The sequence below is a fragment of the Streptomyces sp. NPDC007088 genome, from assembly GCF_042869355.1.
In the GTDB taxonomy this organism is placed as follows: domain Bacteria; phylum Actinomycetota; class Actinomycetes; order Streptomycetales; family Streptomycetaceae; genus Streptomyces.
The window spans coordinates 291,871-313,611 of sequence record NZ_JBIAFO010000009.1 but is presented as its reverse complement, the minus strand read 5'-3'; the positions used below and the strand labels follow the sequence as shown (position 1 = coordinate 313,611).

The following is a 21,741-nucleotide window of genomic DNA, read 5'->3' as shown; positions in this document are numbered from 1 at the left end:
GGGGGACCCTGTGGGAGAGTAGGACGCCGCCGAACAATTTTTGCTGGGAGAGCCCCGCACCTTATGGTGCGGGGCTTTTCCGCGTTCCGGGGCCGGGAAGGCCAGAAGGCCGGAAGCTCAAGTGACCGGACAGGCAGGCGGCCGGGCAGCGCCCGGCCTTGTGCCGCCGACCCTCCGCGAGGGCCGGCCGCGACGGAGGGTAAAGTCAGGGGGCAACGTTGGCATTTTCTCTCAGGAGGCCCCCGGGTGGAGGTCCAGGAGACCGCGGTCCAGACGGACCGGGTGCTCACCATTCCCAACATCCTCAGCGCCGCGAGGCTCCTCGGGGTACCCCTCTTCCTCTGGCTGATCCTCCGCCCCGAGTTCGACGGGCACAACAGCGACGCATGGGCGCTCCTCGTCCTGGCTCTCAGCGGTATCAGCGACTACCTGGACGGAAAACTCGCCAGGCGCTGGAATCAGATCAGCCGGCTCGGCAGGCTCCTCGACCCCGCCGCCGACCGCCTCTACATTCTGTCCACCCTGGTTGGCCTCACCTGGCGGGAGATTCTTCCGCTCTGGCTCACCTGCGTTCTGCTCGCCCGTGAGCTGGTCCTTCTCGTCATGGTCGGCCTCCTGCGCCGGCACGGCTTCCCGCCTCCCCAGGTGAACTTTCTCGGGAAGGCGGCTACCTTCAACTTGATGTACGCCTTCCCGTTGCTGCTGCTCAGTGACGGGAGCGGCTGGCTCGCATCCACAGCGTCAGTTTTCGGATGGGCGTTCGCCGGATGGGGTACAACGCTCTATTGGTGGGCAGGAATCTTGTACGTGGTGCAAGTCCGCCGAGTCATCAAGGCGGACACCGCGGCCGATTGAGTCCGTAGCGGAATCCGTGCGGTCCCAGTCGGTAATTCAGTCGTCTCTTTCAAGGAGGACGCTTCCGACATGAAGGCCGTCGTGATGGCCGGTGGCGAAGGTACCCGGCTTCGCCCCATGACCTCAAGCATGCCCAAGCCCCTGCTCCCGGTGGCCAACCGGCCCATCATGGAGCACGTGCTGAGGCTGCTCAAAAGGCACGGGCTGACCGAGACCGTGGTCACCGTCCAGTTCCTGGCCTCACTCGTCAAGAACTACTTCGGTGACGGCGAAGAACTCGGCATGGAACTCACCTATGCCAACGAGGAGAAGCCACTCGGCACCGCCGGCAGCGTCAAGAACGCCGAGGAAGCCCTTAAGGACGACGCCTTCCTCGTCATCTCCGGTGACGCGCTCACCGACTTCGACCTCACCGACCTCATCAACTTCCACAAGGAAAAGGGCGCCCTCGTCACCGTCTGCCTGACCCGGGTGCCCAATCCGCTGGAATTCGGCATCACCATCGTCGACGACGAGGGAAAGGTCGAGCGGTTCCTGGAGAAGCCGACCTGGGGGCAGGTCTTCTCCGACACGGTGAACACCGGCATCTACGTCATGGAGCCCGAAGTCTTCGACTACGTCGAGGCCGATGTCTCCGTGGACTGGTCCGGGGACGTCTTCCCGCAGCTGATGAAGGAAGGCAAGCCCGTCTACGGCTACATCGCCGAGGGCTACTGGGAGGACGTCGGCACCCACGAGAGCTACGTCAAGGCCCAGGCCGACGTCCTCGACGGGAAGGTCGACGTCGAACTCGACGGATTCGAGATCTCCCCCGGCGTCTGGGTCGCCGAAGGCGCCGACGTCCACCCCGACGCCGTCCTGCGCGGCCCCCTCTACATCGGGGACTACGCCAAGGTCGAAGCCGACGCCGAGATCCGCGAACACACGGTCGTCGGCTCCAACGTCGTGGTCAAGACCGGAGCCTTCCTCCACAAGGCCGTACTCCACGACAACGTCTACATCGGCGAACACAGCAACCTGCGGGGCTGCGTCGTCGGCAAGAACACCGACATCATGCGCGCCGCCAGAATCGAGGACGGCGCCGTCATCGGCGACGAATGCCTCGTCGGTGAGGAATCGATCGTCCAGGGGAACGTACGCGTCTACCCCTTCAAGACCATCGAGGCCGGCGCCTTCGTCAACACCTCCGTCATCTGGGAGTCCCGCGGTCAGGCCCATCTCTTCGGAGCACGCGGGGTCTCCGGCATCCTCAACGTCGAGATCACCCCGGAACTGGCGGTGCGACTGGCGGGCGCCTACGCGACGACCCTCAAGAAGGGGTCCACCGTCACCACCGCGCGAGACCACTCGCGTGGTGCCCGAGCCCTCAAGCGGGCGGTGATCTCCGCGCTCCAGGCCAGCGCCATCGACGTACGCGACCTGGAGAACGTGCCGCTGCCCGTGGCCCGGCAGCAGACGGCGCGCGGCAGCGCCGGCGGCATCATGATCCGTACGACGCCGGGGGTCCCCGACTCCGTCGACATCATGTTCTTCGACGGCAACGGCGCCGACCTCTCCCAGGCCAGTCAGCGCAAGCTCGACCGCGTGTACGCGCGGCAGGAGTACCGCAGGGCCTTCCCCGGGGAGATCGGCGACCTGCACTTCCCCTCCAGCGTCTTCGACTCGTACACCGGCTCGCTGCTGCGCAACATCGACACCACCGGGATCACCGAGGCCGGGCTCAAGGTCGTCGTGGACGCGTCCAACGGCAGCGCCGGCCTCGTCCTGCCGAGCCTGCTCGGCAAGCTCGGCGTCGACTCGCTGACCATCAATCCGGGGCTCGACGAGTCCAGGCCCACGGAGACCGGCGACACCCGCAGGGCCGGACTGATCCGGCTCGGGGAGATCGTCGCCTCGGCGCGGGCCGCCTTCGGGGTGCGCTTCGACCCGGTGGGCGAGCGGCTGTCCCTGGTGGACGAGAAGGGCCGGATCATCGAGGACGACCGGGCGCTCCTCGTTCTGCTCGACCTCGTCGCCGCCGAGCGGCGCAGCGGGCGCGTCGGGCTGCCGGTCACCACGACCCGTATCGCCGAACAGGTCGCCGCGTACCACGGCACCCAGGTCGAGTGGACGATGACCTCGCCCGACGACCTGACCCGGGTCGGCCGTGAGGACAGCACGATCTTCGGCGGTGACGGCCGTGGCGGCTTCATCATCCCCGAGTTCAGCAGCGTCTTCGACGGCACCGCCGCCTTCGTCCGGCTGCTGGGCCTCGTCGCCCGCACCCAGCTCACGCTCAGCCAGATCGACGCGCGCATCCCGCGGGCCCACGTCCTCAAGCGGGACCTGGCGACGCCGTGGGCCGTCAAGGGGCTCGTCATGCGACGCGTCGTGGAAGCGGCCGGTGACCGGTCCGTGGACATCACCGACGGCGTACGGGTCGTCGAGGCCGACGGACGCTGGGTCATGGTGCTTCCCGACCCCGCCGAGGCCGTCACGCACCTGTGGGCCGAAGGACCCGACGACGCCTCCGCACAGGCGCTGCTCGACGAATGGGCCGAGGTCGTGGACAGCGCCGGTCACTGACAGCCGGTGAACAACCCGGCAGGCCGGGCGGAGGGGACCGTTCGACACGAACGGGACCGCCGCCCGGTCCGTCGGTGGGGCCATTCGGAGGAACGGGCCGCGACATGCGACGATGTGCGGCATGTCGCAGCAGCCCCCCGTCCGGAGCACCGCGCCGACCCGGCGTCCCGATGCCTCCATGTCGCTGCTGACCAACGTCATGGACCACAGCCTCGACGAGGGGTACGCCGAGGCCGCCGCCCGGAAGAGCGAACAGGGCGCGAAGGCCGGGCTGCCCCGCAACCTGCGGGCCAAGCTCGGTCTCGGTCTCGGACTCGTACTCGCCGCCCTCCTCGTCACCGTCGGGGCCTCGCAGGCGCGGGTCGCCGCCCCGGTGGTCGCCAAGGAACGCGAAGAGCTGATCGACCGGATCAACGACGAGAGCGGCACCGCCGACCGTCTGGAGGACCGCGTCGACGCCCTGCGCGAGGACGTGAGCAAGCGCCAGGACGCGGCGCTCAAGGACTCCGGCGGCAGCGGCACCGCGCTCGTCAGCCTCCTGTCGGGCGCGGTCCCCGTGCACGGCCCCGGGGTACGGCTCGTGGTGGACGACGCCAAGGAGGCCGACCAGGGCGGCGGCGGAGGCGGCCCCCGGGAGAGCGCCGGGTTCTCCGACACCGGCCGGGTCCGCGACCGCGACATGCAGCGCGTCGTCAACGGCCTGTGGGAGTCCGGCGCCGAGGCGGTGGCCATCAACGGCCGGCGGCTCACCGCCCTCTCCGCGATCCGCGCGGCCGGCGACGCGATACTCGTCGACAACAAACCCCTCGTGCCGCCGTACACCGTGCTCGCCGTGGGCGACGGGGAACGGCTGAGCACGCGGTTCCAGAACAGTGTGGACGGCCAGTACCTGCACACGCTCAAGGAGAACTTCGACATCCGTACGAAGATCTCCGCGCAGGCAGACGTCCGGCTGCCCGCGGCGCCCAGTGTGACCGTCCGTTCCGCACAGCCGAAGACAGCAGGGAAGGGCACATCGTGATCGCCGTACTGGGCCTCGTCGTGGGAGTCGTGGTCGGACTGTTCGTCCGGCCCGAGGTTCCCGCGGTGGTCGAGCCGTATCTGCCGATCGCCGTCGTGGCGGCGCTGGACGCCGTCTTCGGCGGCCTGCGGGCGATGCTCGACGGCATCTTCGACGACAAGGTCTTCGTCGTCTCCTTCCTGTCCAACGTCGTGGTCGCCGCGCTCATCGTCTTCCTCGGCGACAAACTCGGCGTCGGCGCCCAGCTGTCCACCGGGGTCGTCGTGGTGCTCGGCATCCGCATCTTCTCCAACGCGGCCGCCATCCGGCGGCACATCTTCCGGGCGTGACGCGCACGTGAGCCAGACACCTCCCCCCGAGGACGGCACCCCGGCCCCCGCCCCCGACGAGCCCACCCGGCCCGCGGGGCCGCTGACGGGCCGTCAGCGGCTCGTCAAGGGCCTGTGGCCGCCACGCGTGACCCGGGCGCAGCTCATCGTCGCGCTGCTCCTGTTCGGACTCGGCCTCGGCCTCGCGATCCAGGTCCGTTCGCACAACGACAGCAGCGCGTTGCGCGGCGCCCGCCAGGAAGATCTTGTCCGTATCCTCGATGAACTGGACGACCGTACGCAGCGTCTAGAAGACGAGAAGCAGAGTCTGGAAGGCCAGCGGACGGAGCTGGAGAACAGTTCCGACCAGGCCGAGGAGGCGCGGAAGCAGACGGTGGAGAAACAGCGGCAGCTGGGCATCCTGGCGGGCACGGTGGCCGCCGAGGGGCCCGGCATCACGATGACGGTGAGCGATTCCAAGGGGACCGTCGAGGCGGACATGCTGCTCGACGCGGTCCAGGAACTGCGCGCGGCGGGCGCCGAGGCGATCCAGGTCAACGACGTACGGGTGGTGGCGGACACGTATCTCTCCGACACCTCCGGCAAGGGCATCCAGGTCGACGGCAGCACGGTGCGACCGCCCTACCGGTTCCGGGTCATCGGCAAACCGCAGGACCTCGGACCGGCGCTCAACATCCCCGGCGGAATCGTGCAGACTCTGGAGAAGGAGCAGGCCAAAGTGGTCGTGACCGACGAGAGGAAGATCGTCGTGGACGCCTTGCGGCCCGCGAAGGAGCCCGATTACGCTCGGTCGTCGTCGCGGTGAGGGGCCGGGGCATGAGCGGCCGCGGGCCAGGGCACGAACTTGCGGGGGGTCGACGCATCGTCAGAGGTGCGCGTGGTGGAAACTGTCCGGTGGTTGTGGACGTTGTAAAGATGTCCCGGACGGTCAATGTGTGCAATGAGGCTTCGTCCTGCCCCACGGGCGGGTCTGTTTCGGTCAAGGGGAATCGCCCGTGAAGTTTTTTGCGAAGTTGTTCGGCAAGAGCACACGCGAGGACGGTGCCAACCGGCACCGGGCCGGCCGTGGCGCCGAGGACGTGGGGGAGCAGGGCGGGGAACGCCCCCTGTTCCGTGACCAGCTCGGTGGGGCGGGCGCGTCGTCCGCCGACCCCGCCGGTGCGGGCCGCATAGGTTTTCCCTCGAACGCTCCCGGGGGAGCGCCGCGGCAGGGGGACCCGTCCGCGGCTCCTCTGGTGTGTGGCAGGTGTGGTCACCAGAACCCGCAGGCCAGCCGCTTCTGCTCCAACTGCGGTGCGCCCCTGCGGCCCGGTGCCACCCCGGAGCGCGCCTCCGAGACCACGTCGACCATCTCCATCTCGGGGCTGGAGGCGTACGACCCGGAGACCACCGGGCAGACCGCGCTGCCGACGCTCTCCTCCGAGGCGCAGGCCGCGGTGGACGCGCTGCCGCGCGGATCGGCCCTGCTGATCGTGCGCCGCGGGCCCAACTCGGGCAGCCGCTTCCTGCTCGACGGGGAGCTGACCACGGCCGGCCGGCACCCGCAGAGCGACATCTTCCTGGACGACGTGACGGTCTCGCGCCGGCACGTGGAGTTCCGGCGCGTGAACGACGGGACCTTCACGGTCGCGGACGTCGGCAGCCTCAACGGCACCTACGTCAACCGTGAGCGCATCGACGCCGTGACCCTGGCCAACGGCGACGAGGTGCAGATCGGGAAGTACCGGCTGGTCTTCTACGCGAGCCAGCAGGGCATCTGACCCGCGAGGGAAGGACCGAGGTGAACACAGGCAGGGGCGGTGCCGGTCTCGACACCGCCGCCGCGGACGGCCGGCCGGTGAGCATCGGCACGGTGCTCACGAGGCTGCGCGAGGAGTTCCCCGAGGTCACGATCTCGAAGATCCGCTTCCTTGAGGCGGAGGGGCTCGTCGAACCGCAGCGGACGGCCTCCGGCTACCGCAAGTTCACCCCGCGGGACGTGGAGCGACTGAGCCACGTCCTGCGGTTGCAGCGTGACCACTACCTGCCGCTGAAGGCCATCCGGGAGTACCTGGACGCCGTGGAGCGGGGGGAGCGGCCCCCGGCCCCCGCGGTCGGCCGGCAGAGCGTCCCGCCGGCCGCCGAGGAGGTCACGGTGCGCCGCCTGGGGCGCGCGGAGCTGCTGGCGGCGGCCGGGGTCGGCGAAGCGGACCTCCTCGAATGGGAGTCGTACGGGCTCGTCGTACCGCTGCCGGGCGGGGACTACGACGCCCAGGCGGTCCGCATCGCCCGGCTGGTGGCGGAACTCGGCCGGTTCGGCATCGAACCGCGCCATCTGCGCGCCACCAAGGCCGCCGCCGAACGCGAGGCCGGACTGATCGAACAGGTGGTCGCACCGCTGGTCAGGCACCGGAACCCGCAGACCAGGGCCCAGGCGGAGGAGCGCACGAAGGAACTCGCCGGCCTCGCCGTGGGCCTGCACTCGGCGCTCGTGCAGCTGTCCCTCGGCGTGCGGCTGCCGTGACCGGGACGGGGCCCGACTACCCAAACCCTCGGGTCACGTCCTAGGGTTGGTGTGTGAACGAGCTCGACGTCGTAGGTGTCCGGGTCGAAATGCCCTCCAACCAGCCGATCGTGCTCCTGCGTGAAGTGGGAGGCGACCGGTACCTTCCCATCTGGATCGGAGCGGGTGAGGCGACCGCGATCGCCTTCGCCCAACAGGGGATGGCTCCGGCCAGGCCGCTGACGCACGACCTTTTCAAGGACGTGCTCGACGCGATGGGCCAGGAGCTGACCGAAGTACGGATCACCGACCTCCGGGAAGGTGTCTTCTACGCGGAACTCGTGTTCGCCAGCGGAGTCGAGGTCAGTGCGCGTCCCTCGGACGCCATAGCGCTGGCCCTGCGGACCGGAACGCCGATCTACGGCAGTGACGGTGTGCTGGACGACGCGGGGATCGCCATTCCCGACGAACAGGAGGACGAGGTGGAGAAGTTCCGCGAGTTCCTCGACCAGATCTCACCCGAGGATTTCGGGACCAACAGCCAGTGAGCGGTCCGGCCGCCCCACCACCCCGCTCCGGCGGGGTGGTGGGGCGGCCGTCTGCTCAGCCGCTCGTCCGTCCGGGGGCGCCTCCTCGGCCGGGGGCTCCCGGCCGGTCCTGGTCCAGCAGGTGGACACGTCCTTGATCCAGCCCCTGTGAAGCTGCCATTCGGCTAGCCTTTCCCCGGCGCGGGTCACGGAAAACCACTCTCTGGGTGATTATCACTCGGCGTGCCCAGCGTGGCGATCGTTGACGCACCCCGAGTGACTGCCTACCGTCGGGAGGCAGGTCGAGGACGGAGGTCGGCGTGAGAAGCAGCGGCGACAGCAGGGTGGGGGGCGCTCCCGGACGACGTCCGGGGGAGAGCGGCCCGTTGCCGCTGCGCGGGAGCGCGCCCAGGCCCGCGGCGACGCGGCCAGGAGTGGTGCCCGAGACGCCCGCGACCGGTTCCGCCGGCGTCGGCTACCGGGGGCCCACGGCCTGTGCGGCGGCCGGGATCACGTACCGCCAACTGGACTACTGGGCCCGCACCGGCCTGGTCGAGCCGAGTGTGCGGGCGGCCCAGGGCTCGGGGACGCAGCGGCTCTACAGTTTCCAGGACGTCGTCGTCCTGAAGATCGTCCGGCGTTTCCTCGACACCGGGGTCTCGCTCCAGAACATCCGCACCACCGTCCAGCATCTGCGGGACCGCGACGCGCGCGATCTGGAGGGCATGACCCTCATGAGCGACGGGGCGACCGTCTACGAGTGCACCTCGACCGACGAGGTCCTGGAACTCCTCCAGGGGGGGCAGGGCGTCTTCGGTATCGCGGTGGGCGTCGTGTGGCGGGACGTCGAGGCGGCGCTCTCCCAGTTGCACGGTGAACGGATCGACACGGGGGAGACGCTGATCCGCGCCAACCCCGGCGACGAACTGGCCCGCCGCCGCAACCGCGCGGTCTGAGCCCGGCGGCCCTACGGGTCCGGACGACGCGTGCGGCACCCGGTGCGGTGCGGTGCGTTGTCAGTGGCGTGAGGGACTATCGGGGACGTGAGAAGCGCGCCCACCATCATGCATCTGGACATGGATGCGTTCTTCGCCGCGGCGGAACAGGCGGCGAAGCCGAGCCTGCGCGGCAAGGCGGTGGTGGTCGGGGGCCTGGGGCCGCGTGGCGTCGTCTCCACGGCCTCCTACGAGGCGCGGGCCTTCGGCGTGCACTCCGCGATGCCGATGGGGCAGGCGCGGCGTCTGGCGCCGCACGCCGCGTATCTCGTGCCGCGCTTCACCCTCTACCGGGAGATCAGTGAGCAGGTCATGCGGCTGCTGGGCGCGCTCTCGCCCCTGGTGGAGCCACTGAGTCTGGACGAGGCCTTCGTCGACCTGGAGGCGGGGCAGGTGGCCTTCGACGCGCCGAGCGCGCGCGAGGTGGGGGAGCGGCTGCGCGCCGACATCAGGTCCGTCACCGGACTGACCGGTTCTGTCGGGCTCGCCGCCTCGAAGATGCTGGCCAAGATCGGCTCCGAGCGGGCGAAGCCCGACGGACTCGTCCTCATCGAGCCGGGTACGGAGCGGGAGCTCCTGGCGCCCCTGTCGGTGCGGACGCTGCCCGGGGTCGGCCCGGCCACCGGGGACCACCTGCGGCGGGCCGGGATCACCACGGTCGGCGAGATCGCCGAGGCCGGGGAGGACGAACTCGTACGTCTGCTGGGCAGGGCGCACGGTGCCTCGCTGCACGCCATGGCGCTGGCCCTCGACGAGCGGCCGGTCGTGGCCGAGCGCGAGGGCAAGTCCGTCTCCGTCGAGGACACCTACGACGTGGACATCCACGACCGGGTACGGGTCCGCGGGGAGGTCGCCCGGCTCGCCGACCGCTGTGTGTCCCGGCTGCGGACGAGCGGGCGTTCGGGCCGCACCGTCGTCCTCAAGGTCCGCCGCTTCGACTTCTCGACCCTGACCCGCTCCGAGACGCTGCGCGGTCCCACCGACGACCCCTCGGTCGTCCGGGAGGCGGCCGCCCGCCTCCTGGAGGGCGTCGACACGACCGGCGGGGTGCGGCTGCTCGGCGTCGGGGTGTCCGGCCTCGCCGACTACACGCAGGAGGACCTGTTCGCGCAGGCCGCCACGGAGCGGCTCGCGGCCGAGATCGCGGCCCGGGAGGAGGAGCCCGCCGCGGGCGCCGAGCCTGCCGAGCCGGAACCCGTGGCGCGGCACTGGCGGCCGGGCCTGGACGTGACGCACCGCGAGCACGGGCCCGGCTGGATCCAGGGCAGCGGCGTCGGGCGTGTCACCGTCCGCTTCGAGACGCCGCAGTCGCCGCCCGGCCGCGTGCGCACCTTCTCCGTCGACGATCCCGACCTGAGTCCTTCCGCGCCCCTGCCCCTCGTGGCGCGCTGAGCGCGCCCGGTCCTCAGCTCTCCTCGCGGCCCGCCAGCCGGCCGAAGTCGCGGTCGGCCGGCGGGCTCCCGGGCTCCTCGGCGGCCAGGTGGAGACCGTAGTGCTCGTAGAGCTGGAGCTCCTGCTGCGGGGAGAGGTGGCGGCCCACGCCGAAGTCGGGGGCCTCCTTGATCAGAGAGCGTTCGAAGGGCACGCGCAGCACCCCGGAGACCAGTTCGCTCGGCTCCAGGGGGACGAAGGCGTCCCTGCTGAAGAGCCCGGTGCGTATCGCGGCCCACTCCGGGACGCCGGTCGCGTCGTCGAGATAGACCTCGTCCACGGTGCCGATCCTGGTTCCCCCACGGTCCACCGCCCTGCGGCCGATGAGAACGTGCGGATCGATGTCGGTCTCCACGGTGCCTCCCGTACTCGGGACGGAACAGGGCCGACGGGCCCCGGATCGCGGAGCGCGGCGGCGTGGCGGCCGTGCGGGAAGGCACGGCGCGTCCGTAGACACCACGAAAGAGCACTTCGGGCGACGGGGCCACTCGGGGGTCGCGTCCGCCCCGGGCCGGGGGTGAGCGTCCGCCCCGGGCCGGGGGTGAGCACGCCACCTCGGCCCCCGCCCCGGGCCGCGCCCGCTGGTACGCTGGCCACGGCTGCTGACCCCGTGCGGGAGAGTGCCCCGGTCACTGCGGACCGGGGACGCCGAAGGAGCAAATCCTCCCCGGAATCTCTCAGGCCCCTGTACCGCGCGGACGAGGTCACTCTGGAAAGCAGGACGGGCTTCGGGCGGTCAGGTCCGAGGACTTTCCTCACCGACGGTGAAAGCCGGTCGGCCCCCTCCGGGTGGCGGACCGGTGAAGCTCTCAGGTAGCGATGATCGCGATGACAGAGGGGGAGGCCGTCCGGGTACCCGCCTCGCGGTATCCGATGCAGGTCGCGCCGACCAGGAGGCCCCCGCAGATGACCGCCCACCGCACCTCACTCTCGCGACTCGAACAGGGCACGCCCTTCGAACAGCGCCACATAGGGCCCGACGCGGGCGCCCGCGCCAAGATGCTCGCGCAGGTCGGCTTCGGCTCGCTCGACGAGCTGACCGAGGCCGCCGTGCCCGAGGTGATCCGCTCGACCGAGGCTCTCGACCTCCCGGCCGCCCGTACCGAGCCCGAGGTGCTGGCCGAGCTGCGCGCCCTCGCCGACCGCAATCAGGTCCTGCGTTCCATGATCGGCCTCGGCTACTACGGGACCTTCACCCCGCCCGTCGTGCTGCGCAACGTCATGGAGAACCCCTCCTGGTACACGGCGTACACGCCGTACCAGCCCGAGATCTCCCAGGGCCGGCTGGAGGCCCTGCTCAACTTCCAGACCATGGTCGCCGACCTCACCGGACTGCCCACCTCCGGCGCCTCCCTCCTCGACGAGGGGACGGCCGCCGCCGAGGCGATGGCGCTGTCGCGGCGGGTCGGCAAGGTCAAGAACGGCGTCTACCTCGTCGACGCCGACACCTTCCCGCAGACCACCGCGGTGCTGCGCACCCGCGCCGAACCGACCGGCGTCGAGATCGTCGTCGCCGACCTCGCGCGGGGCATCCCCGCCGAGATCGCCGAACGCGGCGTGTGCGGGGTGCTGCTCCAGTACCCCGGGGCCTCCGGTGCCGTCCGCGACCTGCGGCCGGTCATCGAGCGGGCCCACGAGCTGGGCGCGGTCGTCACCGTCGCCGCGGACCTGCTCGCCCTCACCCTGCTCACCTCGCCGGGTGATCTGGGCGCCGACATCGCCGTCGGCACCACCCAGCGCTTCGGCGTCCCGATGGGCTTCGGCGGGCCGCACGCCGGGTACATGGCGGTGCGCGAACAGTTCGCGCGCAACCTTCCGGGCCGCCTCGTCGGTGTCTCCGTCGACGCCGACGGCCACAAGGCGTACCGCCTGGCGCTACAGACCCGCGAGCAGCACATCCGCCGCGAGAAGGCCACCAGCAACATCTGCACCGCGCAGGTGCTGCTCGCCGTGATGGCCGGGATGTACGCGGTCTACCACGGGCCCGAGGGGCTGCGCGGCATCGCCGAGCGCACCCACCGCTACACGAGCCTGCTCGCTGCCGGCCTGCGCGCCGCCGGAGTCGAGGTCGTGCACGGCGCCTACTTCGACACGCTCAGCGTGCGGGTGCCCGGACGTGCCGACGAGGTCCTGGCCGCCGCCAGGGAGCGCGGCGTGAACCTGTTCCGTGCCGACGCCGACACCGTCAGCCTGTCCTGTGACGAGACGACCGACCGCTCCGCCCTCGCCGCCGTCTGGGCGGCCTTCGGTGTCGAGGCGGACGTCGAGTCCCTGGACGCCGAGAGCGCCGACGCCCTGCCCGAGGCGCTGCTGCGCACCGACGACTACCTCGGCCATCCCGTCTTCCACGAGCACCGCTCCGAGACGGCGATGCTGCGCTACCTTCGCTCCCTCGCCGACAAGGACTACGCGCTGGACCGCGGCATGATCCCGCTCGGCTCCTGCACGATGAAGCTCAACGCGACCACCGAGATGGAGCCCGTCACCTGGCCCGAGTTCGGCGGACTGCACCCCTTCGCGCCGGCCGGCCAGGCCCAGGGCTACCTCACGCTGATCCGGGAGCTGGAAGAACGGCTCGCCGAGGTCACCGGCTACGACAAGGTCTCGCTCCAGCCCAACGCCGGCTCCCAGGGCGAACTCGCCGGTCTGCTCGCCGTACGCGGATACCACCGCGCCAACGGCGACACGCGGCGCACGGTGTGCCTGATCCCCTCCTCGGCGCACGGCACCAACGCCGCCTCGGCGGTGATGGCGGGCATGAGGGTGGTCGTGGTCAAGACCTCGGACGACGGCGAGATCGACGTCGAGGACCTGCGTGCCAAGATCGAGAAGCACCGTGAGGAACTCGCCGTCCTCATGATCACCTACCCCTCGACGCACGGGGTGTTCGAGGCGCACGTCGCCGACATCTGCGCCTCCGTGCACGAGGCGGGCGGCCAGGTCTACGTGGACGGGGCCAACCTCAACGCGCTGGTCGGCCTCGCCAAGCCCGGCCACTTCGGCGGCGACGTCTCGCACCTCAACCTGCACAAGACCTTCTGCATCCCGCACGGCGGCGGCGGCCCCGGCGTCGGCCCGATCGGCGTGCGCGAGCACCTGGCCCCGTACCTGCCCAACCACCCGCTCCAGCCGGCCGCCGGGCCCGAGACCGGTGTCGGCCCCGTGTCGGCCGCCCCCTGGGGTTCGGCGGGCATCCTGCCGATCTCCTGGGCCTACGTCCGGCTCATGGGCGGCGAGGGCCTCAAGCGGGCCACCCAGGTCGCGGTCCTCTCGGCGAACTACATCGCCAAGCGGCTGGAGCCCCACTACCCGGTGCTCTACACCGGTCCCGGCGGGCTGGTCGCCCACGAGTGCATCATCGATCTGCGCGAGCTGACGAAGACGACGGGCGTCTCCGTGGACGACATCGCCAAGCGCCTCATCGACTACGGCTTCCACGCGCCGACCATGTCCTTCCCGGTGGCCGGCACCCTCATGATCGAGCCGACCGAGAGCGAGGACCTGGGGGAGATCGACCGCTTCTGCGAGGCGATGATCGCCATCCGCCAGGAGATCGACAAGGTCGGTTCCGGGGTCTGGCCCGCCGGGGACAACCCGCTGCGCGGCGCCCCGCACACCGCGAACGCGCTCGCCGGTGACTGGGACCACGCCTACGAACGGGCCGAGGCGGTCTTCCCCGGCGCCGTCACCCCGACCACGAAGTACTGGCCGCCGGTGCGCCGTATCGACCAGGCCTACGGCGACCGGAATCTGGTCTGCTCCTGCCCGCCGCTGGACGCCTACGAGGACTGACCGCCGCCCGCGGAGGGCGGGGAACGCGTGAGGGGCCGGTACGGAGTCGCACTCCGTACCGGCCCCTTCGTGTACCGGGTGCTCCGGTCTCAGACCGCGGCGGTCACGCGGCCCGCCGCGCGGGCCGGGGCGATGATCTGTCCGTCGGGCAGCAGTTCCCCGGTGTCCTCGAAGACCAGCACCCCGTTGCACAGGAGGTTCCAGCCCTGCTCCGGGTGGTGGGCGACGCTCCTGGCGGCGTCCCGGTCGGCGGAGTCGGCGCTGGGGCAGGAAGGCTGGTGCTGGCACATGGCTGGGTTCTTTCGCTGAGTGGTGGTCTCGTGCGCGCGGTGTCCCTCGACGGTCATGACGGCATTCCTCGTCATCCCCCGTATCCGTGGGTCGGGTCTCAGTGTTGCCCCGCGGCGCCGCTTCCGCAGGGATTTCCCGGCAGCGGTCCTCACTGGTTCAGGACGCGTCACCCGTGCGGGCGGTTCAGTCCCGGGCCCTGCCCCGTCGGGGGGTTCTCTCTGACCCGTCCGGACTAGCCCGGACGGGGAGGGAGGGCGCGCGCGTGTGCGAGGGCACCGACGAGCAGCGGTGGGGGGGGGGGGGGGGGGAACCCCCCCCCCCCCCCCCCGCGTCGTGCTGCCCCCCCCCCCCCCCCCCCCCCCCCCCCCCCCCCCCGCCCGGCGCGGGGGCGCCCCCCCCCCGGGCGCCCGCGGGGGGGGGGGGGGGGGGGGGGGGGGGGGGGGGGCGGCCCCCCGCGGGGGGGGGGGGGGGGGGCCCACACCCCCCCCCCCCCCCCCACCGCTGTTGTCATCGAGCCACGCACGGCCGGCCCCAGGGCCGGCCCCCGGCTCAGGCGATCGGGTCGAGCAGCCCCGCGGCCGGCGCCGGCGGCGGGCTGAGCCGGTGGGTCAGCACCGGGAGGAACTCCGACACCCGGTGCGGGAGATAGGCGGCGAAGCCGGGCGGCGCCGGGGCCAGCGGCACCAGCAGGTCCTGTGGGTCCAGCGCGCCCGCCGCCCCGTCGTCCGTGAGGTCCGCGTGCAGCCACAGGGTCAGCATGTACAGCTCCGGTACGGACAGCAGCCGCGCCTGGTAGGGGGTGCTGAGCAGCTCCGCCTCGCGCAACGCCCGTTCCGTGGCGGTGACATAGGGGCCCTCGAAGAAGTGGGAGAAGGCCCAGCCGTCCGCCGTCAGCCGGGTTTCGGCGGCCGCCAGGGAACGGTCGCCGCTGCGAATGAGGAAACGCCACGAGGTCAGCCGGGTCCCGGCCGGCGCGTGCGCGGTCCCTCTCTCCAGTACGTGTACCGGAAGCGGTCGCTCCGGGGCGAGCGGGCCGTGGGCGGTGCGCAGGGCGGGGGTACGGGCCTCGTGGACGGCCGTGGGCGAGCCCAGGGCGGTGTGGACACTGCGCAATGCGGGCGCGGGGGCAGGCGGAAGGTGCAGCGGCATGGTGGGCGCCTCTCTCGTGCGACAGGCTGGCAAAGCGGAGCGGGTGCGGACGGCGCTGTCAGCTCGCGGGGCCGGAGGGGCGGTTGCCTCGACCCTGGGGCCGCGCGGGGCGCCAACTCTCCACCTCGTGCGCAGAGTTTATACGATGCGTGTTCGTTCCGTGTTTCGGCTAGCTGTCCCCACTATTGCGGGCAAGTCACTATCCGGTCGAACGTGCGGGCGTTTCACCATTGATTTCTCCGGGTACCCGTCAGTGACCTCGGGATTCGACCGCCCGGCGGACGGCCGGTTGTCGTCGGCGTTTATCACCAGGACCGGAGAGCGGAATGGACCCGAATTTCAGCCCCGTTCCGCCGTCGCTCCATGCCGCGGGAATGTGCCGACCGGGTACAGAGCTGAGAGTATCCCGCGACGGCCGTTCCGCGGGGCGTTACCGATCACATTGCCGGGGCATCATCCACCGTGGACATTGTGGCCGGAGTGTCCGGTCGCCCATCCGAGGAGGGACACTTCGATGGGGGAAAAGGTCGTGGCGGGCGTTTTCGACCTGTCCGATCGACAGCGCTACCGCAGGAAGTTGCGGCAGTGCCTGGACGGTCTGGAGCGACTTCTGGAGGAACGGCGCTTCGACCGGCCGAGGAACTTGATGGGTCTGGAGATCGAGCTGAATCTAGCCGGACCGGACGGGCTGCCCCGCATGGTGAATGGCCAGGTCCTCGAACGGATCGCCAGCCGGGATTTCCAGACCGAACTCGGAATGTTCAACCTGGAAGTCAATATCGCCCCGCACCGGCTGGGCGGCCGGGTGCTCGACCAGCTCGCCGAGGAGCTGCGCACCGGGCTCGGCTACGCGCACCGGCAGGCCGGGAAGGTGGACGCCGACGTCCTCATGATCGGCATCCTGCCGACGCTCAGCCGCGCCGACCTCGTCGAGTCGAACCTCTCCGACGTGGACCGGTACACCCTGCTCAACGACCAGATCCTGGCCGCCAGGGGTGAGGACTTCCGGCTCGACATCGAGGGGGTCGAGAGGCTCAGCTGTACGACCGCCTCGATCATGCCCGAAGCGGCCTGCACCTCCGTCCAGTTGCATCTGCAAGTGACGCCGGACCGGTTCGCCGACGTGTGGAACGCGGCGCAGGCCGTCGCCGCCGCGCAGATCGCGGTGGGCGCCAACGCGCCCTTCGTGTTCGGCCACGAACTGTGGCCGGAGTCGCGTCCCCCGCTGTTCCAGCAGGCCACCGACACCCGGCCGCCCGAACTCGTGGCCCAGGGGGTCCGTCCGCGTACGTGGTTCGGGGAGCGGTGGGTGACCGGTCCGCTCGACCTGTTCGAGGAGAACCTGCGGTACTTCCCCGCGCTCCTGCCGATCTGCGAGGACGAGGACCCCGGCCGGGTGCTGGCGGCCGGCGGGGTGCCGCGGCTGGCCGAACTCGCCCTCCACAACGGCACGGTGTACCGCTGGAACCGCCCGGTCTACTCGGTGGCCGACGGCGTGCCGCACCTGCGCGTCGAGAACCGGGTCCTGCCGGCCGGCCCGACGGTCACCGACGTCATCGCCAACACCGCCTTCTACTACGGGCTGGTGCGCGCCCTCGCGGAGCAGAGCCGCCCCGTGTGGAGCCGGATGCCGTTCGAGGTGGCCGCCGAGAACTTCGACGCCGCCTGCCGCCAGGGCATCGAGGCCCGGCTGCGCTGGCCGCGCCGCGGCAGGACCGGACCCGCGCTGGTCGAGCAGCCCGCCGTCACCCTCGTACGTGAGGAACTGCTTCCGCTGGCCGCCGAGGGACTCGACGCGTGGGGCGTGGACCCCGCCGACCGGGACCGCTACCTGGGGGTGATCGAGGAGCGCTGCCGGCGGCGGGTCAACGGGGCCTCCTGGCAGTCGGCCACCTACCACCGGGCCCTGGAGAGCGGCATGGACCGGGAGAGCGCGCTCGCCGCCACCACTCGCAGGTACGCCGAGCTGATGCACGCGGGCGAACCGGTCCACAACTGGCCGGTCGGGCTGCTGGAGAGCGTGGGCTGAGGGGGGCGAGCCGGGGTGGGGGGGGGGGGGGCGGGGCCCCCCCCCCCCCCCCCCCCCCCCCGCCGGGCGGCGCGGGGGGGGGGGGGGGCGCCCCCCCCCCCCCTTGGGGGGGGGGGGGGGGGGGGGGGGGGGGGGGGGGGGGGGGGGGCCCCCGGCCCCCCCCCCCCCCCACCCCCCGGGGACCGGAGGCGATCAGGCGGGCGCGGGTGAACCGGCCCCGCTTCCGCCGCTCGGCCGGGGAGGCCGAGTGGCGCTCCCCGGCCGGGCGGCGGGCCGCCCGGCCGCCTCGCCGCAGCCGCCCCCCGCTCCACCGGTGACCGGGCCGTTCTGTCAAAGCCCCGCTCGCGCCGCCGGGCCGGGGCCCATCCGGTCAGAGCCTCAGCCGTTCTGCTGGTTCCCGGCCTCCACGATCGCGTTGTTGATGACCTCGTTGATCTGGGAGGGGTCGCCGACCTGATGGCCAGAGCCGCCCGTCGCCCGCGCGAGCGCCGACACCTCCTCCTGATCGGCGTCCGGGCCGACGGCTATCGCCACCATGGGCAGCGGATGCGCGGGATCGGCCAGCGACTTCAGCTTCTCGATCAGCTGCTTGCGGGAGATGCTGCCGGGGTCCTCGTTGGCCCCGTCGGTCAGCAGCACGACGGCGTTGAACTTCCCCTTGTCCCAGTTCGCGCGCGCCTTCTCGTACGCGGCGAGCGTCGTGTCGTACAGCCCCGTCGCGCCGCCCGGAACGGGCCGCAGGGCGCCGAACGCCTCGATCAGCTTGTCCCGCTGGGTCTTTCCCCCGCCCCGGCGCGAGCCGAGCCGGTCGGTGGGCACCAGCTCCCTGTAGTCCCGGTCCCCCTCCAGGCGGGTGGAGAACTCCCACAGGCCGATGTCGTCCTGCGGGGTGAACTGCGCGAGCGCCTGCGTCAAGGAGGATCTGGTGACCTCCATCCGGGTGCGGCCCGTGTCCGGCACCGGTTCGGCCATGGACGCGGAGGCGTCGACGACGACGGTCAGCCGGGCGCTCTGCACCGTGATCGTCCACAGGCCCCGCGTCTCCTGAAGCGCCTTCGCCGAAGGGGTCTCGTCCGGCGGGGAGGTGTAGGGCTGGGGGCCGCGTGCGCCCGCGGCCCGCGCGACCGGCCGGTCCACGCCCCCGTCCTGCGGCCGGAACCCGTGCTTGCGCAGGATCTCGCGGCCCGCCTCCTCGCCCATCAGGGTCATGAAGCGCACCGCCGCCCTGCTGTGCGTCGTGGACAGCTTCGTGCTGTCGACGATCGTGTACGGGTAGTCCAGCGCCGGGGAGCCGTCCTCCGGGTAGAACAGGTCGAGCCTCGAACCGCCCCGCTCGTTGTGGGCGTACGCCGCCTGCTCGGTCAGAACGAGCGCGTCGTTCCGCTCCGGATCGCCGCCCTTCGCCCCCGTGTCGCGTGCGAGGGTGTCGAGGAGCTGGCTGTCGCTGTCGACGGTGCGCCGGGCGAGGACCTTCGCCGCCGCCGCGACCTGCGCGCTGCCCGGCGCCCCTGAACCGGCCGCCGACCGCGTGACCTTGGTGAGGGCGAGGAGCCCCGCCGCGCTGCGCGCCGGATCGGCGCTCCCGAGACGCGGCCTGTCCCCTCCGAGACCGGCCGCGGCCAGCTCCGCCCAGGTGTACTTCTTCTTCGGCCAGCCCAGGTCTGCCGCGGCCTTCTCCGTCATCCCCACGGCGACCGGGGTGCTGGCGATCGCGCCCGTCGCCGAGACGCGGACGCCCGCCGGGGCGTCGCTCTGCTGATCGACCCAGATGCCGGAGTCCGGTACCCATGCCTGGAAGTCGGGACGGTGTCCCTCGCGCAGAGAGGCGGTGACCTTCGAGGAGTCCTGGGCGCTGATCTCGACGTCGAGGCAGTTGCCGTCGGAGGTGATGTCGTGGTCCCGGGCGTAGTCGGCCGCCTCCCGCAGCGCGGGGGCGATGTCGGGGGAGGCGGCCACCTTGAGTCCCACCGCGTCCTTCGCGCAGCTGTCTTTGAGCGGGAACAGCCCGCCGCGCACCGCGAGGGCCGCACCCGCCACGACGACGACCACGAGAGCCGTGGCGATCACCACAGCGCGTCTGCCGCGTGAGCGGGGTGGTCCGGTGCGTTCGCGGATCTCCTCGTCGGTCAGACTGTGACGTCCCATGCCGGTGGTGCCCTTCTTCCTTCGAACGGTGGAGCCGTGAAGCTGCGTGGAGCCAAGGAAGCGGGGGTGCGGTGTCGTCTCGACGGTGGCCGTCCCCCCGGCCTGTCGCGTGCGGCGGGGGGCCGAAACCGGCCAGGCGCCGTAGTGCCGCGCCTGTCCGGACTTCGTATCCCCCTACGGGACCCGAGGTCCCGACGGGCACCCTAGCCGGGCGGGGACGATGATGAGGCCGGAACAGTCAACTGGAGGCAGCTGTGCAGGCGGAGGCGGGCCCCGTGGCCGGAACTTTTCCCACTGAAGGGCTCACGCGAAGAATTTTCCGGAACGAGACGCTGCTCGTCCTCGCGTTGTCGCTCGGTGCCAGCGGAGTGTCCGCGCTGATCAGCTTCGTCGGCTCGGTCACCCGGCCCGGCGGTCTCAAGGATCAGGCGGCCACTCTGAACTCCTCGGCCGCACCGGGACGGCCCTGGCTGGATCTGGCGTGGCAACTCTTCGGGATCACGACCGCTCTCGTGCCCGTCGCGCTCGTCCTGCACCTGCTGACGCGGGAGAAGGCGGGGCCCCGCACCCTGGGTCTCGACCTGGAGCGGCCGTGGCCGGATCTGGGGCGTGGGGCGCTCGTCGCGGCCGTCGTCGGGAGCGTCGGCATCGCCTTCTACCTCGCGGCGCGCGGGCTCGGCTTCAACCTCACCGTGGTGCCCGAGTCGCTGCCCGGCGTGTGGTGGAAGTACCCGGTGCTGGTGCTCTCCGCCGTGCAGAACGCGGTGCTCGAAGAAGTGATCGTGGTCGGATACCTGCTGCGCAGACTCGGCCAGTTGGGCTGGACCCCCACCGCGGCCCTGATCGGCAGCTCCGTCCTGCGGGGCTCCTACCACCTCTACCAGGGGATCGGCGGGTTCCTCGGGAACCTCGCGATGGGGGTGCTGTTCGTCCTTCTCTACCGGCGCTGGGGCCGGGTGGGCCCCCTGGTGGCCGCCCACTCCCTCCTCGACATCGGGGCCTTCGTCGGCTTCGCGCTGCTCGCGGGCAAGGTGGACTGGCTGCCGACGGGCTGAAACGGCGCGCTCAGACCAGCAGTTCACCGTCGAGGACGGTCACCGCGCCACCACTCACCAGGGTGCGGTCACCGCGCAGCTCCAGTCTCAGCAGCCCCGTACGCCGGGACGCCTGGAGGGCGGTCAGCCGCTCGCCGAGCCGGTCCGCCCAGTAGGGGGCGACACCGGCGTGCGCGCTCCCGGTGACGGGGTCCTCGTCGATGCCGGAGGCGGGGAAGAAACAGCGGGACACCACGTCGTACCCACCCTCCGGGCCGGCGGCCCGCGCCGTCACCACGAGCCCGCGGCCGGTCGCCCGGATCGCCGGCAGATCGGGCACGAAGTCCCGTACGGCCGCCTCGTCCGGCAGCTCGACGAGCAGCGCGTCACCGGCGGCGCCCATGCCGTACGCGGGGCCGCCGGGGCCCAGGCAGGGGCGCAGCGCGTCCGGCACCTCGTCCTCGGTGAGCCGCGCCGTCGGCAGGTCCATCGTCAGGGCGCCCGTGTCGTCCCGCGGACGGGAGCGGACGGTCAGCGTGCCCGAGCGGGTCGCGAACCGGACGCCCCCGGCGGGGAGCAGTCCGTCCTCCCGGAGCACATGGGCGGTGGCGAGTGTCGCGTGGCCGCACAGGTCGACCTCCGTGGTCGGCGTGAACCAGCGCAGCGCCCAGTCGGCCGTCCCGCCGGCGGGCAGCGGGTGGGCGAAGGCGGTCTCCGCGTGGTTGACCTCGGCGGCGATCCGCTGCAATAGGTCGTCCTCCGGGAAGCCGGAGGCGTACGCGCCGCCCGGGGCCCCGGTCGCGGAGAGCCCCCGCGGATCGCCGGCGGGCAGCAGGACGACCCCGGCGGGGTTGCCGGTGAAGGGACGGTGGGTGAAGGAGTCGACGACACGCAGACGCAAGGGGTCCTCCGGGTTCGGACGGCGTGGCGCGGCGGCCGGCAGGGACGCCGCGACCGGGCTGGGGGGATGGTGCGCGGCCGCCGGGGACAGCCGGCCCGGCGATCAGGACGTCTCCGCGCGGAGCCCGTCGACGGGGCCGGGCAGCCGGTCGCCGCGACACGCCTCGACCGTCGTCCGCGGCCCCGGGCAGCGGGG

Annotated in this window: 17 protein-coding genes, 1 pseudogene and 1 riboswitch; of the genes and pseudogenes, 13 read left to right on the top strand and 5 right to left on the bottom strand. The window is 71.8% G+C overall.

The genetic code is table 11. The features are described 5' to 3' along the window. Nucleotides 1-246 precede the first annotated feature (246 nt). The 10 genes and pseudogenes from ACFYMP_RS17360 (at nucleotide 247) to ACFYMP_RS17315 (ending at nucleotide 10,267) form a co-directional block, all read left to right on the top strand. Nucleotides 247-855: a CDP-alcohol phosphatidyltransferase family protein gene (locus ACFYMP_RS17360; RefSeq protein ID WP_388857511.1), complete on the top strand. Its 609-nt coding sequence runs from the start codon at nucleotides 247-249 to the stop codon at nucleotides 853-855. 69 nt (nucleotides 856-924) lie between these two features. Continuing rightward, complete coding sequence (locus tag ACFYMP_RS17355; protein WP_388857508.1) at nucleotides 925-3,420, top strand: sugar phosphate nucleotidyltransferase; 2,496 nt, start codon at nucleotides 925-927, stop codon at nucleotides 3,418-3,420. 112 nt (nucleotides 3,421-3,532) lie between these two features. After that, complete coding sequence (locus ACFYMP_RS17350) at nucleotides 3,533-4,441, top strand: DUF881 domain-containing protein (protein ID WP_388857505.1); 909 nt, start codon at nucleotides 3,533-3,535, stop codon at nucleotides 4,439-4,441. Beyond that, nucleotides 4,438-4,770, top strand: a complete 333-nt coding sequence (locus tag ACFYMP_RS17345) for a small basic family protein (RefSeq protein WP_100597644.1) — start codon at nucleotides 4,438-4,440, stop codon at nucleotides 4,768-4,770. The genes ACFYMP_RS17350 and ACFYMP_RS17345 overlap by 4 nt, the downstream gene beginning before the upstream one ends. Nucleotides 4,771-4,777: 7 nt before the next feature. Beyond that, nucleotides 4,778-5,575, top strand: a complete 798-nt coding sequence (locus ACFYMP_RS17340) for a DUF881 domain-containing protein (RefSeq protein ID WP_388857502.1) — start codon at nucleotides 4,778-4,780, stop codon at nucleotides 5,573-5,575. A 148-nt stretch (nucleotides 5,576-5,723) separates the two neighbouring features. Then, on the top strand, nucleotides 5,724-6,530 hold the full coding sequence (locus ACFYMP_RS17335) for an FHA domain-containing protein (RefSeq protein ID WP_388857569.1): 807 nt from the start codon (nucleotides 5,724-5,726) through the stop codon (nucleotides 6,528-6,530). Nucleotides 6,531-6,550: 20 nt separating this feature from the next. Further along, on the top strand, nucleotides 6,551-7,273 hold the full coding sequence (locus ACFYMP_RS17330; protein ID WP_388857499.1) for a MerR family transcriptional regulator: 723 nt from the start codon (nucleotides 6,551-6,553) through the stop codon (nucleotides 7,271-7,273). A gap of 53 nt (nucleotides 7,274-7,326) precedes the next feature. Continuing rightward, nucleotides 7,327-7,800, top strand: coding sequence for a bifunctional nuclease family protein (locus ACFYMP_RS17325; RefSeq protein ID WP_388857497.1), 474 nt, complete (start codon nucleotides 7,327-7,329; stop codon nucleotides 7,798-7,800). 299 nt (nucleotides 7,801-8,099) lie between these two features. Then, entirely contained in the window at nucleotides 8,100-8,735 is a 636-nt protein-coding gene (locus ACFYMP_RS17320) for a MerR family transcriptional regulator (RefSeq protein WP_388857494.1), read from the top strand. A gap of 87 nt (nucleotides 8,736-8,822) precedes the next feature. Beyond that, nucleotides 8,823-10,267: pseudogene (locus tag ACFYMP_RS17315) on the top strand (DNA polymerase IV). On the opposite strand, the gene ACFYMP_RS17310 reads toward ACFYMP_RS17315, so the two are convergent. Further along, complete coding sequence (locus ACFYMP_RS17310; protein ID WP_388857492.1) at nucleotides 10,180-10,560, bottom strand: PRC-barrel domain-containing protein; 381 nt, start codon at nucleotides 10,558-10,560, stop codon at nucleotides 10,180-10,182. The pseudogene ACFYMP_RS17315 and the gene ACFYMP_RS17310 overlap by 88 nt on opposite strands. 248 nt (nucleotides 10,561-10,808) lie before the next feature. Then, nucleotides 10,809-10,908: riboswitch (glycine riboswitch) on the top strand. A 203-nt stretch (nucleotides 10,909-11,111) separates the two neighbouring features. On the opposite strand from ACFYMP_RS17310, the gene gcvP reads away from it, so the two are divergent. Beyond that, nucleotides 11,112-13,997 (top strand): aminomethyl-transferring glycine dehydrogenase, encoded by a 2,886-nt coding sequence (gcvP, locus tag ACFYMP_RS17305; RefSeq protein WP_388857566.1) that lies wholly within the window; start codon nucleotides 11,112-11,114, stop codon nucleotides 13,995-13,997. An 89-nt stretch (nucleotides 13,998-14,086) separates the two neighbouring features. Here the strand turns inward: gcvP and ACFYMP_RS17300 are convergent, their stop codons facing one another. Together ACFYMP_RS17300 and ACFYMP_RS17295 are read right to left on the bottom strand one after the other, a co-directional pair. Then, a complete protein-coding gene (locus ACFYMP_RS17300) occupies nucleotides 14,087-14,287 on the bottom strand; it encodes a DUF5999 family protein (protein ID WP_388857563.1) in 201 nt (66 codons plus the stop codon). A gap of 550 nt (nucleotides 14,288-14,837) precedes the next feature. After that, nucleotides 14,838-15,437 (bottom strand): hypothetical protein, encoded by a 600-nt coding sequence (locus tag ACFYMP_RS17295; RefSeq protein ID WP_388857489.1) that lies wholly within the window; start codon nucleotides 15,435-15,437, stop codon nucleotides 14,838-14,840. Between the two features lie 514 nt (nucleotides 15,438-15,951). On the opposite strand from ACFYMP_RS17295, the gene ACFYMP_RS17290 reads away from it, so the two are divergent. Then, nucleotides 15,952-17,466, top strand: coding sequence for a glutamate--cysteine ligase (locus ACFYMP_RS17290; protein ID WP_388857486.1), 1,515 nt, complete (start codon nucleotides 15,952-15,954; stop codon nucleotides 17,464-17,466). Nucleotides 17,467-17,844: 378 nt separating this feature from the next. Here ACFYMP_RS17290 and ACFYMP_RS17285 read toward each other — a convergent pair whose 3' ends face one another. Next, complete coding sequence (locus tag ACFYMP_RS17285; RefSeq protein WP_388857484.1) at nucleotides 17,845-19,611, bottom strand: substrate-binding and VWA domain-containing protein; 1,767 nt, start codon at nucleotides 19,609-19,611, stop codon at nucleotides 17,845-17,847. A gap of 254 nt (nucleotides 19,612-19,865) precedes the next feature. On the opposite strand from ACFYMP_RS17285, the gene ACFYMP_RS17280 reads away from it, so the two are divergent. Continuing rightward, complete coding sequence (locus ACFYMP_RS17280; protein ID WP_388857481.1) at nucleotides 19,866-20,666, top strand: CPBP family intramembrane glutamic endopeptidase; 801 nt, start codon at nucleotides 19,866-19,868, stop codon at nucleotides 20,664-20,666. Between the two features lie 10 nt (nucleotides 20,667-20,676). Here the strand turns inward: ACFYMP_RS17280 and ACFYMP_RS17275 are convergent, their stop codons facing one another. Next, nucleotides 20,677-21,546 (bottom strand): PhzF family phenazine biosynthesis protein, encoded by an 870-nt coding sequence (locus ACFYMP_RS17275; RefSeq protein ID WP_388857478.1) that lies wholly within the window; start codon nucleotides 21,544-21,546, stop codon nucleotides 20,677-20,679. Between the last annotated feature and the right edge of the window lie 195 nt (nucleotides 21,547-21,741).